Source organism: Streptomyces sp. NPDC001903, from assembly GCF_042891345.1.
GTDB lineage: Bacteria > Actinomycetota > Actinomycetes > Streptomycetales > Streptomycetaceae > Streptomyces.
Genome location: NZ_JBIASZ010000007.1, coordinates 214,388 through 229,458, shown reverse-complemented (window position 1 = coordinate 229,458; position 15,071 = coordinate 214,388). Strand labels below are relative to the sequence as shown.

Here is a 15,071-nt window from a genome sequence, read left to right as displayed (position 1 = left end):
GCCAAGCCTGCCACGAGGCGACCGGCGGGTAGCGGCGCGGGTAAGGTCTGCGCCTGTGAGTGGACGAAACACAGCGTTGACGCCCCCGGCGGATGCCGCCGCACCGGTCCGGCACCCCGACGCCCCCGCGCCCGGCGAGCTGCTCGGCGCGCACTACGGGCACTGCTTCGGCTGCGGCGAGGGCCAGCCCCACGGACTCCACCTGGAGGCCCGTGCCGGGGAGGGCGTCCGCGTCAGCGCCGAGTTCACCGTCAAGCCCGCGCACCAGGGTGCCCCCGGTCTCGCCCACGGAGGCGTGCTCGCCACCGCGCTCGACGAGACGCTGGGCTCCCTGAACTGGCTGCTGCGCGTCATCGCGGTGACGGGACGGCTGGAGACCGACTTCGTGCGGCCCGTGCCCGTGGGCACCGTGCTGTACCTGGAGGCCGAGGTGACCGCCGTCGCCGGGCGCAAGATCTACTCCACCGCGGTCGGCCGGATAGGCGGGCCCGAGGGCCCGGTCGCCGTGCGCGCAGACGCGCTCTTCATCGAGGTGAAGGTCGACCACTTCATCGACAACGGTCGGCCCGAGGAGATCCGGGCGGCGATGTCCGACCCGGACCAGGTCAGGCGCACGCGCGCCTTCGAGGTGAACCCCTGATGTCTGAGAACACCCATGCCCCGGTCGACGTGCTCATCAAGCGCGTCGACCCCGAGGTGCCCTTGCCCGCGTACGGCCACCCCGGCGACGCCGGCTGCGATCTGGTGACCACCGAGGCGGCCGTGCTGGAGCCCGGCGAGCGCACCGTACTGCCCACGGGGGTGTCCATCGCCCTGCCCGACGGGTACGCGGCGTTCGTGCATCCGCGCTCGGGCCTGGCCGCCCGCTGCGGGCTCGCGCTCGTGAATGCCCCGGGGACGGTGGATGCCGGGTACCGTGGGGAGATCAAGGTGATCGTGGTCAATCTCGACCCGCGCGAGAGCGTCCGGTTCGAGCGCTTCGACCGCATTGCCCAGCTGGTTGTCCAGAGGGTCGAGAAGGTGCGCTTCCACGAGGTCGCGGAACTTCCCGGCTCGGCGCGGGCCGAGGGGGGTTTCGGCTCCACCGGCGGTCATGCGGCCGTGGCCGGATCCGGCGCTGGTCAGCAGGGTGGGAATGGCTACGCTTCGGTCGTATCCGACCGGGAAGGACAGTGACGTGTTCGGACGTCGCAAGAAGAACGACTCCGCCAAGGACGGCGGCGCGGCCGAGCAGGTCGTGGACGGCGTGGCTGCCGATGAGCAGGACGGCGGCGAGGAGCTCGGCACCGACTCCGCGCCCCGCAGGGTGAATCTGCCGCCGGCCCCGCGGCCCGACGGCCCCTGGGACGTCTCCGAGGTGCCGGGTGCACCCGAGGAGGGTCGCGTCGACCTGGGCGGCATTCTCGTACCGGGTGTCGAGGGCATGGAGCTGCGCGTCGAGGTCGCCGGTGACGCGATCGTCGCCGCGACGGTCGTCCTCGGCGACAGCGCCGTGCAGCTGCAGGCCTTCGCGGCGCCCAAGAAGGAAGGCATCTGGGGCGAGGTCCGCGACGAGATCGCCACGGGCATCACCCAGCAGGGCGGCATCATCGACGAGGTCGAGGGTCCGCTGGGCTGGGAGCTGCGCGCCCAGGTGCCCGTACCGATGCCCGACGGCCAGACCGGCGCCCAGCTGGTCCGCTTCGTCGGCGTCGACGGCCCGCGCTGGTTCCTGCGCGGCGTCATCTCCGGCCAGGGCGCGGTGCGTCCCGAGTCGGCGGGCGTGCTGGAGCAGATCTTCCGCGAGACCGTCATCGTGCGCGGTGACGGCCCGATGGCTCCGCGCGACCCGATCGTGCTGAAGCTGCCGAACGACGCCCAGATGGTGCCGGACGGCGTGCAGACCGAGGACCAGGAGGGCTCCCGCTTCTCCGGCGGCATGGGCCAGCTGGAGCAGGGTCCGACGATCACCGAGGTCCGCTGACCGATCGCGACCCACCGTTTCCGGCCGCGGGCCGTACTCCTTCGGGGGTACGGCCCGCTGTCGTACCCGCGGCGTACGGGCCCTGGGTGTCAGGGATCCGTCAGGGTTGGGCGGACGGGCCCCGAAAGTGCGTGATCGGCGCAAACGTCCCCGAGAATGGGCGCATGGGACGCGGCAAGCTACGGATCTACCTCGGCGCGGCACCCGGTGTGGGCAAGACGTACGCGATGCTGTCCGAGGCCCACCGCCGGGTGGAGCGCGGAGCCGACTGCGTCGTCGGCTTCGTCGAGCACCACGGGAGGCCGCGGACCGAGGTGATGCTGCACGGGCTGGAACAGGTCCCGCGCAAGGGGCTCTCGTACCGGGGCGCCGACTTCACCGAGATGGACGTGGACGCCGTACTGGCGCGCCGGCCGGCGGTCGCGCTCGTGGACGAGCTCGCGCACACCAACGTCCCCGGCTCGCGCAACGGCAAGCGCTGGCAGGACGTGGAGGAGCTGCTGCGGGCGGGCATCGATGTCGTGTCCACCGTGAACATCCAGCACCTGGAGTCGCTGGGCGACGTGGTGGAGTCGATCACCGGGGTGCGCCAGCGCGAGACCGTGCCGGACGAGGTGGTGCGGCGCGCGGACCAGATCGAGCTCGTCGACATGTCCCCGCAGGCGCTGCGCCGGCGGATGGCGCACGGGAACATCTACCAGTCCGACAAGGTGGATGCGGCCCTGTCGAACTACTTCCGGCCCGGAAACCTCACCGCGCTGCGCGAGCTGGCGCTGCTGTGGGTGGCCGACCGGGTGGACGAGTACCTCCAGCAGTACCGGGGCGAGCACGACATCCGCTCCACCTGGCAGGCGCGCGAGCGGATCGTCGTCGGGCTCACGGGCGGACCGGAGGGCCGCACCCTCATCCGCCGCGCCTCCCGGATGGCCGCGAAGGGTTCGGGCAGCGAGATCCTCGCCGTCTACATCGCCCGCAGCGACGGGCTGACCGCGGCCTCGCCGAAGGAGCTCGCGGTCCAGCGGACGCTGGTCGAAGACCTTGGCGGAACGTTTCACCATGTGATCGGCGACAACATCCCCGAGGCACTGCTCGCATTCGCCCGCGGGGTCAACGCCACCCAGATCGTGCTCGGCTCCAGCCGCCGCAAGGCCTGGCAGTACGTGTTCGGCCCCGGCGTCGGCGCCACCGTGGCCCGCGACTCGGGGCCCGACCTCGACGTGCACATCGTCACGCACGAGGAGGTCGCCCGGGGCCGGGGCCTGCCCGTGGTCCGCTCGGCGGCCCGGCTCGGCCGGCCCCGGATCATCGCCGGCTGGATCGTCGGGATCGTCTTGCCGGCCCTGCTGGCCGTCCTGCTCACGCACGTGAACGCCGATCCGGGCCTCGCCAACGAGATGCTGCTGTTCCTCTCGCTGACCGTGGCCGCCGCCCTGCTGGGCGGGCTCTGGCCGGCGCTGGCCTCGGCCGCCTTCGGCTCGCTGCTGCTGAACTACTTCTTCGCCCCGCCCGTCCACCGGTTCACCGTCTCCGACCCGAAGAACATCGTGGCGATCGCCGTCTTCTTCGGGGTGGCGGTCTCCGTGGCCTCCGTCGTGGACCTGGCCGCCCGGCGCACCCACCAGGCCGCCCGGCTGCGCGCCGAGTCCGAGATCCTCTCCTTCCTGGCCGGCAGCGTGCTGCGCGGCGAGACCACACTGGACGCGCTGCTGGAGCGGGTCCGCGAGACCTTCGCCATGGAGTCCGTGGCCCTGCTGGAGCGCACCAGCGACGTCGAGCCCTGGAAGCGGGCCGCCAGCGTCGGCCCGCGCCCGGTCGACCGCCCCGAGGAAGCCGATGTGGACATGCCCATCGGGGACCACATGGCGCTGGCCCTGTCCGGCCGGGTGCTGCCCGCCGAGGACCGCCGGGTGCTCGGCGCCTTCGCCGCGCAGGCCGCCGTGGTCCTGGACCGCCAGCGGCTGGTCGGGGAGGCCGAGGAGGCCCGCCGGCTGGCCGAGGGCAACCGGATCCGGACCGCGCTGCTCGCCGCCGTCAGCCATGACCTCCGTACGCCGCTCGCCTCCATCAAGGCCTCCGTCTCCTCCCTGCGCTCCGACGACGTGGACTGGTCCGAGGAGGACCGGGCCGAGCTCCTCGAAGGCATCGAGGACGGGGCGGACCGGCTCGACCACCTCGTGGGCAACCTGCTCGACATGTCCCGGCTGCAGACCGGGACCGTGACCCCGCTGATCCGGGAGATCGACCTCGACGAGGTGGTCCCGATGGCGCTGGGCGGCGTACCGGAGGACAGCGTGGTGCTGGACGTCCCGGAGACGCTGCCGATGGTGGCGGTGGACCCCGGGCTGCTGGAGCGGACCGTGGCCAACGTGGTGGAGAACGCCGTCAAGTACAGCCCGGCCGACGAGCGGGTGCTGGTCCGGGCGAGCCACCTGGGCGACCGGGTCGAGGTACGCGTCGTGGACCGCGGGCCCGGCGTGCCCGACGAGGCCAAGGACCGGATCTTCGCCCCCTTCCAGCGGCACGGAGACGCCCCGCGCGGCACCGGGGTGGGCCTCGGCCTCGCGGTGGCCCGGGGCTTCACCGAGGCCATGGACGGCACCCTGGCGGCCGAGGACACCCCCGGCGGCGGACTCACCATGGTGCTGACGCTGCGCGCCGCGCCGCGCGACAGTGGACCGGAACGCCCGGCGGTGCACGGCGGCCTCGGCGCCGCCGACGGCAGTGACGCCGCCGAACCCATCGATCTCGACCCCATACGACAGAAAGCAGGACCTCAATGACCCGGGTGCTCGTGGTGGACGACGAGCCGCAGATCGTCCGAGCCCTCGTGATCAACCTGAAGGCGCGCAAGTACGAGGTCGACGCCGCGGCGGACGGGGCCCAGGCCCTGGAGCTCGCGGCGGCCCGCCACCCCGACGTGGTCGTCCTCGACCTGGGCCTGCCCGACATGGACGGCGTCGAGGTCATCAAGGGCCTGCGCGGCTGGACCCGCGTGCCGATCCTGGTCCTCTCGGCCCGGCACAGCTCCGACGAGAAGGTCGAGGCCCTGGACGCCGGGGCCGACGACTACGTCACCAAGCCCTTCGGCATGGACGAGCTGCTCGCGCGGCTGCGCGCCGCCGTCCGCCGGGCCGAGCCGGGCACGGGCTCGGGCGAGGACGAGGTGATCGTGGAGACCGACGGCTTCACGGTGGACCTGGCCGCCAAGAAGGCCGTGCGCGAGGGGCGCGACGTACGGCTCACGCCCACCGAGTGGCACCTGCTGGAGGTGCTGGTCCGCAACGGGGGCAAGCTGGTCAGCCAGAAGCAGCTCCTCCAGGAAGTGTGGGGGCCCTCGTACGGCACCGAGACCAACTACCTGCGGGTCTACATGGCCCAGCTGCGGCGCAAGCTGGAGGCGGACCCCTCGCATCCGCGGCACTTCATCACGGAACCGGGCATGGGATACCGCTTCGAGAGGTAGTGCGGGCGCCGGTACGCTTCCTGTATGAGTGCTGAACCGCGTCCCGAGAAGTCCGTCAAGCCGGTCAGGCCGGCGGGCCGGTTCCGGCGGATGATAGAGCGGCTGTCCACCTCGCAGGAGGAGCTGCATTCGGCGGAACTGCAGGAGGACGCAGAAGCCGCGGGGTGCACGCGGATCTGCGACTCCCACGACCGCCAGATAGTCAAGGTGACGGGAACCCTGCGTACCGTCACCCTCCGGCCGCGCGCCGGGGTACCCGCCCTGGAGGCGGAGCTCTTCGACGGCTCGGCGGCACTGGACGTGGTCTGGCTCGGGCGTCGCTCGATCGTGGGAATCGAACCGGGCCGGCGCATGATCGCCTCCGGGCGGATCGCGATGAGCCACGGCCGCCGGGTCCTCTTCAACCCGAAGTACGAACTCCGACCGCTCGGACAGGAGCAGTAGCCGGTGACGTCATTCGACAAACCGATCACCCCGGAACCCGCGGGCGAACCGTCCGCGGACCAGAAGGCCGTGACGCAGGCGGCGCTCTTCGACGCGTTCGGAGGCGTGCGGGGCACCGTGGAGACGATGCTCCCCGGGCTGCTCTTCGTGATGATCTACACGGTCAACAAGGACGTGAAGATGTCCGCCTTCGCGGCGGGCGCGGTCGCCGTCCTGCTCGTGATCGTGCGGCTGCTGCGCAAGGACACCGTCAAGCACGCGTTCAGCGGGGTCTTCGGCGTGGGCGTCGGCGTGGCCTTCGCCCTGTTCACCGGCACCGCCAAGGGCTTCTACCTGCCCGGCATGATCTACGGCGCCGGACTGGGCGTGGCCTTCACGCTGTCCGCGCTGGTCGGATTCCCGCTGCTGGGCGTGATCCTGGGGCCGGTGTTCAAGGAGAACCTGTCCTGGCGGACGCGCAACCCCGGGCGGAAGAAGGCCTACACCAAGGCCAGTCTGGCCTGGGGGCTCATCTTCCTGGCGAAGTACGCGATCCTCTTCCCGCTGTACTGGTGGGGGGACGCGACGCAGCTGGGCTGGGTGCTGATCGCGCTCAAGCTGCCGCCGATGGTGCTCGCGGTGTACTTCACGTGGGTCTTCCTGGCCAAGGCGCCGCCGCCGATCGACGTGATCGCGGAGTGGGAGGCCGAGGAGGCCGCGGAGAAGGCCCGCAAGGCCGGGACGAAGTAGCGCGTACGGACATGCGCGTACGGACATGAGGGAGGGGGCGGGCGGCCGATCGGCCGCCCGCCCCCTCCCTCATGCGTGAGGTCCGTCAGTGACGGGCCTGGAGGAGGTCCTCCAGCTGCTCCTCGCGGGCCTGGGCGGCCACGAAGAGCAGTTCGTCGCCCGGCTCCAGGGTCTCCTCCGCGTGCGGGGTGAGGACCCGGTTGCCGCGGATGATCGTGACCAGCGAGGTGTCCTCGGGCCAGGTGATCTCGCTGATCTGCGTGCCGGCGACCGAGGAGTCGGCGGGCAGGGTCAGCTCGACGAGGTTGGCGTCGCCGTGGCTGAAGCGGAGCAGCCGCACCAGGTCGCCGACGCTGACGGCCTCCTCGACCAGGGCCGACATCAGACGCGGCGTGGAGACGGCGACGTCGACGCCCCAGGACTCGTTGAAGAGCCACTCGTTCTTCGGGTTGTTGACCCGCGCCACGACCCGGGGGACCCCGTACTCGGTCTTGGCCAGCAGGGAGACGACCAGGTTGACCTTGTCGTCGCCGGTGGCCGCGATGACGACGTTGCAGCGCTGCAGCGCGGCCTCGTCGAGCGAGGTGATCTCGCAGGCGTCGGCCAGCAGCCACTCGGCCTGCGGCACGCGCTCCACGGAGATGGCGGTCGGAGCCTTGTCGACGAGGAGCACCTCGTGCCCGTTCTCCAGCAGCTCGCCCGCGATGGAACGGCCCACCGCGCCGGCTCCGGCGATCGCGACCCTCATGCGTGTGCCTCCTCGGGGCCCTCGGCGAAGGACGCCTCGACCTTGTCGATCTCGTCCGTACGCATCATCACGTGGACGAGGTCGCCCTCCTGCAGCACCGTCTGGGACGTCGGCAGCATGGCCTCGCCCAGTCGGGTGAGGAACGCCACGCGGACGCCGGTCTCCTCCTGCAGCTTGCTGACCTTGTGCCCGATCCAGGCGGCGGAGGTGTGCACCTCGGCGAGCTGGACCCCGCCGCTCGGGTCGCGCCACAGCGGCTCGGCCCCGGACGGCAGCAGCCGGCGCAGCATCTGGTCGGCGGTCCACCGCACGGTGGCGACGGTGGGGATGCCCAGGCGCTGGTAGACCTCGGCGCGCTTGGGGTCGTAGATACGGGCGGCGACGTTCTCGACACCGAACATCTCGCGTGCCACGCGGGCGGCGATGATGTTGGAATTGTCACCACTGCTGACCGCTGCGAAGGCGCCCGCTTCCTCGATCCCGGCCTCGCGCAGCGTGTCCTGGTCGAAGCCGACCCCGGTGACGCGGCGCCCGCCGAATCCGGCTCCCAGCCGGCGGAATGCGGTGGGGTCCTGGTCGACGACAGCGACCGTATGCCCCTGCTGTTCCAAGGTCTGCGCGAGGGCGGAGCCCACTCTTCCGCAGCCCATAATGACGATGTGCACGGCCGTCCTTCCGGCTGTCAGCGCTCGCTGGTTCCCAGCCTCATTGCATGCTCTGGCTTCACAGGGTCTCAGACCATGGCCCAAGCTACACACGGGCGGTCCACCATGTGACCTTTGCAGCGCACACGGGGTCTCAATGCGGGTGTCATTGCCCTGTAATGCGGGCGGGGGGTTCGTCAGGCCGATTTCGAACGCTTACGATCCTCTGCGTGTCCAAACTGACCGACGTGCCCAAACGGATCCTGATCGGCCGGGCGCTACGCAGCGACCGCCTCGGGGAAACGCTCCTCCCCAAGCGGATCGCCCTTCCTGTGTTCGCTTCCGACCCCCTCTCCTCGGTGGCATATGCCCCTGGCGAGGTCCTGCTGGTCCTGTCGATCGCGGGCGTGTCGGCGTACCACTTCAGCCCCTGGATCGCCCTCGCGGTCGTCGTGCTGATGTTCACCGTGGTCGCCTCGTACCGCCAGAACGTCCACGCGTACCCCAGCGGCGGCGGCGACTACGAGGTCGCCAACACCAATCTCGGGCCGAAGGCCGGACTCACCGTCGCGAGCGCCCTGCTCGTCGACTACGTCCTGACCGTCGCCGTGTCGATCTCCTCCGGAGTCGAGAATCTCGGCTCCGCCGTGGATTTCGTCATCGAGCACAAGGTGCTCTCCGCGGTGATCATGATTCTGCTGCTCACGCTGATGAATCTGCGCGGCGTGAAGGAATCCGGGAAGCTCTTCGCCATTCCGACGTACGTGTTCGTCGGAGCCGTCTTCGTGATGATCGCCTGGGGCGCCTGGCGCGGTCTGGTCGCCGGCGACACCATGCAGGCCCCGACGGCCCACCTGGAGATCAAGGCCGAGCACCAGGGGCTGGCCGGCTTCGCGCTGGTCTTCCTGCTGCTGCGGGCCTTCTCCTCCGGATGTGCCGCCCTGACCGGCGTCGAGGCGATCAGCAACGGCGTCCCCGCCTTCCGCAAGCCCAAGAGCAAGAACGCCGCCTCCACCCTCGCCCTCATGGGCGCCCTGGCGGTCACCATGTTCTGCGGGATCATCGGCCTGGCCATGGCCACCGACGTGAAGATGGCCGAGGCACCCGCCACCAACCTGCTGGACAACGGCGTCCCCGTCGGCCCCGAGTTCGTCCAGCACCCGGTGATCTCCCAGGTGGCCGAGGCCGTCTTCGGCAACGGCAGCTTCCTGTTCATCGTGCTGGCGACCGCCACCGCGCTCGTGCTGTTCCTGGCCGCGAACACCGCCTACAACGGCTTCCCGCTGCTCGGCTCGATCCTCGCCCAGGACCGCTACCTGCCCCGCCAGCTGCACACCCGCGGTGACCGGCTCGCCTTCTCGAACGGCATCGTGCTGCTCGCGGGCGCGGCGATCCTGCTCGTGTGGATCTACGACGCCGACTCCACCAAGCTGATCCAGCTCTACATCGTCGGCGTGTTCGTCTCCTTCACGCTGAGCCAGATCGGCATGGTCCGGCACTGGAACCGCCACCTGCGGACCGAGAAGGACCAGTCCGCCCGGCGCCGGATGCACCGCTCCCGGGCCATCAACACCTTCGGCGCGATCTTCACGGGCCTGGTGCTGGTCGTGGTCCTGGCCACCAAGTTCACGCACGGCGCCTGGGTCGCCCTGCTGGGCATGGTGATCTTCTACGGCACGATGACCGCGATCCGGAAGCACTACGACCGGGTCGCCACCGAAATCGCCGCCGCCGAGGGCCCCAGCGACGACAGCGTGCGGCCCTCGCGGGTCCACTCGATCGTCCTGGTCTCCAAGGTGCACAAGCCCACGCTGCGCGCCCTGGCCTTCGCCAAGCTGACCCGCTCGGACACCCTGGAAGCGCTCAGCATCAGCGTGGACGCGGCCGAGACGAAGGCGCTGAAGGAGGAGTGGGAGCGGCGCGGGATCAACGTACCGCTGAAGATCCTCGACTCCCCGTACCGCGAGATCACCCGCCCGGTGGTCGAGTACGTCAAGGGCCTGCGCAGCGAGAACCCGCGCGACGCCGTCAGCGTCTACATCCCCGAGTACGTCGTCGGCCGCTGGTACGAACACCTGCTGCACAACCAGAGCGCGCTGCGGCTCAAGGGCCGCCTGCTGTTCACCCCCGGCGTGATGGTCACCTCGGTGCCGTACCAGCTGGAGTCCTCGGAGCTCGCGAAGAAGCGGGCGAAGAAGCGGCAGGACTGGAACGCCCCGGGCGCGGTGCGCCGCGGACCGGTGGACACCCCGCGCCCGAAGGACCGCGCGGGCAAGTAGCGCCGTTGTCGGTGTGGCGAACGGCCGGACGAGATCCACGTAAACTGGTGGGTCGGTCGTCCGGCCGTTCCCATTTATGTTTTGGAGTCTCCCCACCATGACCGAGCAGAACGAGAAGCAGTCCTTGGTCGGGGAGGAGTACGAGGTCGAGGTCGGTCCCGTCGCGCACGGCGGCCACTGCATCGCCCGTACCGCCGACGGCCGCGTCCTCTTCGTCCGCCACACCCTCCCGGGGGAGAAGGTGATCGCCAAGGTCACCGAGGGCGAGTCGGACTCCCGCTTCCTGCGCGCCGACGCGATCACGGTCGTCGAGGCGTCCAAGGACCGGGTCGAGGCCCCGTGCCCGTACGCCGGCCCCGGCAAGTGCGGCGGCTGCGACTGGCAGCACGCCAAGCCGGGCGCCCAGCGCCGGCTCAAGGGCGAGGTCGTCGCCGAACAGCTGCTGCGGCTCGCCGGGCTGACCCCGGAGGAGGCCGGCTGGGACGGCACGGTCATGCCGGCTGAGGGCGACAAGCTGCCGGCCGGGCAGGTCCCGCAGTGGCGCACCCGCGTCCAGTACGCGATCGACGAGGACGGCAACGCGGGCCTGCGCAAGCACCGCTCGCACGACATCGAGCCGGTCGACCACTGCATGATCGCGGCGCCGGGCGTCAGCGAGCTGGGCATCGAGAAGCAGGACTGGCCTCAGATGGCCACGGTCGAGGCGATCGCCGCGACCGGCTCCCAGGACCGCCAGGTCGTCCTGACCCCGCGCCCGGGCGGCCGCCTCCCGCTGGTCGAGCTCGACAAGCCGGTCTCGGTCCTGCGGGTCGAGGAGAAGGACGGCGGGGTGCACCGGGTCCACGGCCGCCCCTTCGTCCGCGAGCGCGCGGACGGCCGTACGTACCGCGTCGGCATGGGCGGCTTCTGGCAGGTCCACCCGCAGGCCGCGGACACCCTGATCAAGGCCGTCATGCAGGGCCTGATGCCGCGCAAGGGCGAGATGGCCCTCGACCTCTACTGCGGCGTCGGCATCTTCGCGGGCGCCCTCGCCGAACGCCTGGGCGAGACGGGCGCGGTGCTCGGCATCGAGTCCACGAAGCGCGCGGTCGAGGACGCCCGGCACAACCTGGCGGACTTCCCCCGCGTCCGCATCGAGCAGGGCAAGGTGGAGTCGGTCCTCCCGAAGACCGGGATCACCGAGTGCGACCTGGTCGTCCTGGACCCGCCGCGCGCGGGCGCGGGCAAGCAGACGGTCCGCCACATCGCGGGCCTGAACGCCCGCCGCATCGCGTACGTGGCCTGCGACCCGGCGGCCCTGGCCCGCGACCTCGGCTACTTCCGCGAGGCCGGCTACAAGCCCCGCACCCTCCGCGTCTTCGACCTCTTCCCGATGACGCACCACATGGAGTGCGTGGCGATCCTGGAGCCCATCCGCGAAGACGCCTGACCTGCAGGTCCGCGGCGTCCGCCGTCTTTCGCCTCCCCTCTTTGTCAGGGGAGGCGGGTGGGGAGAGCCGGCGTGGAGTGTGCCCAGGCTGCGTCGAACTGGCGCAGGGCGGCGGTGTACAGGATGCCAGGGGCTCGGGCGTACAGGCAGGGAGAGTTTCTGCCGTGGGCCGAAGCACTGTAGAACGTGAGGTAGGCGGCACGGTCCGTTGCGATCACGCGACAGTTGTTCGGCAGGTTGAAGGTCCGCAGCTCTATCCCGTCCCTCGCCCGCGCCGCCCGGGCCACGTAGTCGATGTTCGTTCGCACCTGGCTTCTGAGCAGCCCCCGCGTGAAGCCTGGATCGAACCGGGACACCTCCTGAGAGCGTCGATCGAGCCACGAATCCTCCCGGGGATCGGGGTCTGGCAACAGGATCTGGACGGACCGCGGGGTCGGCTCCGCCGACCAGAGGGGCGAGAAGACCTCACGGGTGAGCACGTTGCCTCGACCTGTCAGGACCTTGACCCAGCTGGCTCGACGCAGGTCGCGAGCGAGGTCCTGTTCGGCGGAGGACTGGTGGCGGTAGACGCGTCCGAGCCCGGTCCCCGTGTACCGGGAGCAGGCGGCGACCAGCCACCGCAGGGGACGGGCGCCGCGCAGCAGGCCGAGGACGAGCAGGATCGCGCTGGCTGCCAGTGAGCCGAGGATGCCCAACAGAAAATCGGTCATGTGGAGCCCTCTTCCGGTGTGGGGTGCCATGCGGCGGGCCATCGATCGCGTCAGCAGAGGAAGGGCAGCAGGAGTCGCAGCACGTGGGCGGCGTTTCGGGCCGCGAGTTCGTGGTGTGCGTGTCCCTTCTCTTCGTCGGCGTTGTCGGAAACGCCTCGGACGACGATCCAGCCGGGGTTCGTCTCGTCGTGGACGGAGTTCTCCTGCCAGTACTGGCTCAAGCCGCCTGCTTCCATGTCCACCGCCAGCACCTTCTCGTTGTAGTGCGCGAGGTATCGGCGGATGTCGCTGTCACGGTCGGCGACGACGGCTTCACCGGAGCCGATCAACCCCGGGTACACCTCGTACTGCTGTGAGGATTGCGAGGCGAGCTGGCCATGGATACGGGCCGGGGTGCCATGCTCGGTGAAGAATGCGTTCACGGCGTGCACCACCTGGGCCGGGGCCTGCCGGTGTTCGCCACGCCTGCGGACGTCACCGTGCGGATTGATCTTGCGGTTCTCGTAGTAGACGATGTCGGTCGAGACGATGACGTTGCCGATGCGTGCGTGCTCGTCGTGAATCCCTCCGCCCACGCCGACGAGAGCCCAGAGGCGGGGCGTGTAGTGGCGTCGCAGATTCTCCAAGGCGGCCATGGTCGAGCGTTGGCCCTGGCTCTGAGTCTGAGTGGCGACGATACGGACGGTCGAGTCCGGGGTGGCGTGTTTTCCGCGATAGAAGTAGAGGCCCCCTGGCTCCTTGTGTCGTTCGAGCTTCAACTCGTCGCACACCGCGCGCAGTTCCTCGCTGAGGATGGTGACGATCCCGATGTCCCACGTGCCCCGATCCGTTGGCACTGCGGAGCCTGCCATGTGTGCGCTGGTTCGTTCTGAGGGTGGCGTCACGGTGACTCGGGCGTGGTTGCCCACGGCGTTGTTACTGATGGTGTTGTCATTTCCGTACGAGCTGATGCCTCGATCGGTTTTCACGGAGCTCCTCCGTCGCTGGGGTTGTCGGTCCCCGTAGCAGGGTGTGCCGCGGCGCCGACTTGAGCCGCATCGCCTACGGCGTTGTTACTGATGGTGTTGTTGTCGCCGAAGTTGAAGATCCCGCTATTGATGATCTTGAGAGCGCGACTGTTGAACTCTGACGCGTCCACGTCCTTGGTCAGCAGGAAGTCGCCTGCCGCCCGAAGTAGACGCTGTTCGATCGTCTTCATCCGGCCGAGGATGTCGGTTTTCTCCAGCTGCACCTTGGACCACGCCTGGGCCGATTGCTCCCGGATGCTCACGCGACTGCCGATGAGGACGTTGCGTATCGGCGTGGAGGTGAGGTCCGAGGGAAGGGCGGCAGCCTTGATCACTGCGCGGAGATACCGGACGATCCGCCACGAATGCTGGATTTGCCGGGGGAGGTCCGACATCTCACGGAAAGCGGCCCATATGACCGCGATGAGGCCGTGCTGGCCGAACTCGGCCGTCCGCTGGAAGGATCTCGGCGTGTGTGCGAGCACGCAGGCCGCCGTGGAAATTATCAGGGTCCGTCCCCGTACGCTGACGTGGAGCAGGACGGTCGCGACGTATTCCGCGCCTTCCAGCGGTGTCGTGACCTCGAGGAAGTGATGCCCCCTCGATCCTGGCGTGTTGATGATCTCCCGCAGGTCCAGGTCGGTGAGCTTCCGGGGGAGTAGGGACCGGTCGGTCGCCACGTCGGTCTCGGACACGTAGACGCGGTCCGTGACGTGGGCGGGCAAGCGGACATCGTGGCTGTCGGTGTTCAGCAGGCGGACCGCGTCGCGCAGGTGCTCGACGAGTTCGTGGGCCTGGAACGGGGGTACCAGGTGCTCCCGTTCGTGCAGGGGGACGTCATCGTCCTCGACGGGGCGCAGGAGTTGGACGCTCATGGGCGGGTTCCACTGGTAGACGATCTCTCCGGCACCTATGAACGGCGACTCCTTCCCGAAGAGGGTGAACACGGTCAGGTCATCGTTAGCCGCTCCTTTGTCCTGGCTGTGGCGGGGGCGGCGATACACGGTGTGCACGTCCCTCTGCTGAACGTCGGCCACTCGCTGCCGGGAAGACAGACGGTCGGGGCGCAGGGTCGGTGCCCGAAGGATCCGGTTGAGCTGCAGCTGGCGCACCGCTCCGATGGCGAGGCACACGAGTACGACGCTCGCTCCCAGGCGAAGGGCCGTGGTGACGTGATGGGGATGGATGAGTCCGATCGTGAGGCCGGTCGTCGCCAGGCCGAGCGCGATGCCCCCGACGCGTCGTAGCGCCTGTGACTTCTCCGATTTCCTTCGCGGGAGCATCCGTTGGATGCGGCGCCTATGACGGTACTGGCGTTCCTTGTTGCGGCGTCCGGGCTTTGGGTCGGTCCGGGGCTCGCGGTCACCCTGGTGTATGAGCAGGGCCAGGCGGAGCAGCCACAGGAGGGCGAGGCCGCATGTCATGAGAGCGCTCGCGGGTAAGGCGCCCGCACATGCCGGCGCGATCACGGATCCCAGCAGGGTGGCGCGCAGGACGGCCGTAAGGGTGGCGGCCCGCCAGGCGTGGCGCATGACCGGGACGATGTCGAAGCCGTAGGACGGGGCGACCCTGCGGTGCGGCGACGTGCAGACCTTGTCGATCACGAGGTCGCGGAAGTGCTCGTCCACGTAAGTGCCTGCGCATAAGTGGCGTGT

14 protein-coding genes are annotated in these 15,071 nt (G+C 69.9%); 9 read left to right on the top strand and 5 right to left on the bottom strand.

The window, feature by feature from the left end; translation table 11 throughout:
• Positions 1 to 55 precede the first annotated feature (55 nt).
• The 7 genes from ACFYZS_RS18405 to ACFYZS_RS18375 all read left to right on the top strand — a co-directional run bounded on the left by ACFYZS_RS18405 (position 56) and on the right by ACFYZS_RS18375 (position 6,599).
• Complete coding sequence (locus tag ACFYZS_RS18405) at positions 56 to 640, top strand: PaaI family thioesterase (RefSeq protein WP_030154350.1); 585 nt, start codon at positions 56 to 58, stop codon at positions 638 to 640.
• Entirely contained in the window at positions 640 to 1,176 is a 537-nt protein-coding gene (gene dut / locus ACFYZS_RS18400; RefSeq protein ID WP_389013157.1) for a dUTP diphosphatase, read from the top strand. The genes ACFYZS_RS18405 and dut overlap by 1 nt, the downstream gene beginning before the upstream one ends.
• 1 nt (position 1,177) lies before the next feature.
• Complete coding sequence (locus tag ACFYZS_RS18395) at positions 1,178 to 1,963, top strand: DUF3710 domain-containing protein (protein WP_389013154.1); 786 nt, start codon at positions 1,178 to 1,180, stop codon at positions 1,961 to 1,963.
• A gap of 164 nt (positions 1,964 to 2,127) precedes the next feature.
• A complete protein-coding gene (locus tag ACFYZS_RS18390) occupies positions 2,128 to 4,743 on the top strand; it encodes a DUF4118 domain-containing protein (RefSeq protein WP_389013152.1) in 2,616 nt (871 codons plus the stop codon).
• Positions 4,740 to 5,426 (top strand): response regulator, encoded by a 687-nt coding sequence (locus ACFYZS_RS18385; RefSeq protein WP_376018152.1) that lies wholly within the window; start codon positions 4,740 to 4,742, stop codon positions 5,424 to 5,426. Before ACFYZS_RS18390 ends, ACFYZS_RS18385 begins: the two co-directional genes overlap by 4 nt.
• 24 nt (positions 5,427 to 5,450) lie before the next feature.
• On the top strand, positions 5,451 to 5,870 hold the full coding sequence (locus ACFYZS_RS18380; protein ID WP_078860160.1) for an OB-fold nucleic acid binding domain-containing protein: 420 nt from the start codon (positions 5,451 to 5,453) through the stop codon (positions 5,868 to 5,870).
• A 3-nt stretch (positions 5,871 to 5,873) separates the two neighbouring features.
• Complete coding sequence (locus ACFYZS_RS18375) at positions 5,874 to 6,599, top strand: DUF3159 domain-containing protein (protein WP_389013148.1); 726 nt, start codon at positions 5,874 to 5,876, stop codon at positions 6,597 to 6,599.
• Positions 6,600 to 6,684: 85 nt separating this feature from the next.
• Here ACFYZS_RS18375 and ACFYZS_RS18370 read toward each other — a convergent pair whose 3' ends face one another.
• Both ACFYZS_RS18370 and ACFYZS_RS18365 read right to left on the bottom strand, forming a co-directional pair.
• Complete coding sequence (locus tag ACFYZS_RS18370; protein WP_053691455.1) at positions 6,685 to 7,347, bottom strand: TrkA family potassium uptake protein; 663 nt, start codon at positions 7,345 to 7,347, stop codon at positions 6,685 to 6,687.
• The gene (locus ACFYZS_RS18365) at positions 7,344 to 8,012 is read right to left on the bottom strand and encodes a TrkA family potassium uptake protein (protein ID WP_030154367.1); all 669 of its coding nucleotides are present in this window, start codon (positions 8,010 to 8,012) and stop codon (positions 7,344 to 7,346) included. The genes ACFYZS_RS18370 and ACFYZS_RS18365 overlap by 4 nt, the downstream gene beginning before the upstream one ends.
• A 209-nt stretch (positions 8,013 to 8,221) precedes the next feature.
• Between ACFYZS_RS18365 and ACFYZS_RS18360 the strand changes: the two genes are divergently transcribed.
• Both ACFYZS_RS18360 and ACFYZS_RS18355 read left to right on the top strand, forming a co-directional pair.
• Complete coding sequence (locus ACFYZS_RS18360; RefSeq protein WP_389013143.1) at positions 8,222 to 10,270, top strand: APC family permease; 2,049 nt, start codon at positions 8,222 to 8,224, stop codon at positions 10,268 to 10,270.
• A 97-nt stretch (positions 10,271 to 10,367) separates the two neighbouring features.
• Positions 10,368 to 11,699, top strand: coding sequence for a class I SAM-dependent RNA methyltransferase (locus tag ACFYZS_RS18355; RefSeq protein WP_389013140.1), 1,332 nt, complete (start codon positions 10,368 to 10,370; stop codon positions 11,697 to 11,699).
• A 44-nt stretch (positions 11,700 to 11,743) separates the two neighbouring features.
• Here the strand turns inward: ACFYZS_RS18355 and ACFYZS_RS18350 are convergent, their stop codons facing one another.
• From ACFYZS_RS18350 to ACFYZS_RS18340, 3 genes are read right to left on the bottom strand one after another with little or no spacing between them, the layout of a single operon-like run.
• Positions 11,744 to 12,409, bottom strand: coding sequence for a hypothetical protein (locus tag ACFYZS_RS18350; RefSeq protein ID WP_389013137.1), 666 nt, complete (start codon positions 12,407 to 12,409; stop codon positions 11,744 to 11,746).
• Between the two features lie 50 nt (positions 12,410 to 12,459).
• On the bottom strand, positions 12,460 to 13,377 hold the full coding sequence (locus ACFYZS_RS18345) for a hypothetical protein (RefSeq protein ID WP_389013134.1): 918 nt from the start codon (positions 13,375 to 13,377) through the stop codon (positions 12,460 to 12,462).
• Entirely contained in the window at positions 13,374 to 15,044 is a 1,671-nt protein-coding gene (locus ACFYZS_RS18340; RefSeq protein ID WP_389013132.1) for a hypothetical protein, read from the bottom strand. The genes ACFYZS_RS18345 and ACFYZS_RS18340 overlap by 4 nt, the downstream gene beginning before the upstream one ends.
• Positions 15,045 to 15,071 lie beyond the last annotated feature (27 nt).